The sequence below is a fragment of the Streptomyces phytophilus genome (assembly GCF_013870535.1).
Taxonomy (GTDB): Bacteria; Actinomycetota; Actinomycetes; order Streptomycetales; family Streptomycetaceae; genus Streptomyces; species Streptomyces phytophilus.
In genome coordinates this window covers 1-1,123 of record NZ_JACBXC010001644.1, presented here as the reverse complement: position 1 = coordinate 1,123, position 1,123 = coordinate 1, and the positions used below count along the sequence as shown (strand labels likewise).

General features: G+C 70.9%; 1 protein-coding gene and 1 pseudogene. One reads left to right on the top strand and one right to left on the bottom strand.

Features of this window, described 5'->3' with window-relative positions; all coding sequences use genetic code 11:
* Nucleotides 1-406, bottom strand: a 406-nt coding sequence (locus tag H5J30_RS34890; RefSeq protein ID WP_181791809.1) for a transglycosylase family protein, incomplete at its 3' end; no start/stop codon positions are given.
* Between the two features lie 388 nt (nt 407-794).
* On the opposite strand from H5J30_RS34890, the pseudogene H5J30_RS34885 reads away from it, so the two are divergent.
* A pseudogene (locus H5J30_RS34885) lies at nt 795-1,123 on the top strand (hypothetical protein); the annotation flags it as partial.

The following is a 1,123-nucleotide window of genomic DNA, read 5'->3' as shown; positions in this document are numbered from 1 at the left end:
CGCCCCACCCCTGCGCGGCCTGCACCTTGGTGGCGACCGCGATCTGCTGCTCCCGGCCGGCCCGGTCCGCGGTGGCGGCGTAGGCGGTGCCGCCGTACGCCTCCCACGTCGACGGGGCGAACTGGAGCCCGCCGTAGTAGCCGTTGCCGGTGTTGGTGGACCAGTCGCCGCCGCTCTCGCACTGCGCGATACGGTCCCACACCCCACTGTCCGCGGCGCCCGCCGGCGCGGCGGCGGCGAGGAGCGCGAGGGGGGTCAGGAGCGCGGCGGCTCCGGTGGCGACGGCGGCGTTCCGGCGGGTCCTGCGTGCGGTGCTGGTGCTGGTGCTGGTGCTGATGGTGGTGCCTGCCTCACTGGTCGTACGGTCACTGCTGGTGGCGCGTATGTCGCCCTTCGGGAAAGGCATGCGTTCCTCTCGGTGGACCCGGGTCCCCTGCCCGGTCGGTGCTCGGTGCACGCGGCGGCCGAATCTAGGCAGCCTTGTCGGGCGTAATCAACCAAGACCCCGTCATTCGAGGCCAGTTGCCGGTTACCGCGGGTATCGATCAATACCGGACAGGTCGCCGCGCCGGTCAAATCCGGCTTTGTCTGGCAAATCTTCGGTCGTGCTGTGGCTCGCCTCACGGCACCAACGAGGGTGATTCGCACATCAGTTGACCCACAGTGAGAATTTCCGATCAACTCCCTACTGTCCGTGCACCCCGTTCCGGCAATCGCCGCCCGGGGCGTGACTCCGCACACAGGTCGCCCGTTGTGCCCAGATGAACACGCACCACGACACCGAGGAGCGACTCGTGCCCCGCATGCTCGAAGTGAGCGACGCCGTACGCGCCGAGATCGGCGACGAGGAGGCGGACCGGCTCGTCGCCGGCGAGTCCGCCCCCGGCACGTACGACTGCACCTCCTGCCGCGCCCCCGGCGACTCCGCGCAGGAGCAGACGAGCACCGTGCTCTTCGTGGGCGAGGAGACCGCGGTGCTCGCCTTCGCCCACGCCACCTGCATCCCCTCGCAGGTCGTCCCGGTCTCCGAGGACCAACTGCAGGGCGCCGTACGCTCGATCACGGCGGAGGACGTACCGGCCCAGGTCCAGGCCGCCCCGGCGCAGACCCACGCCCCGGCCCC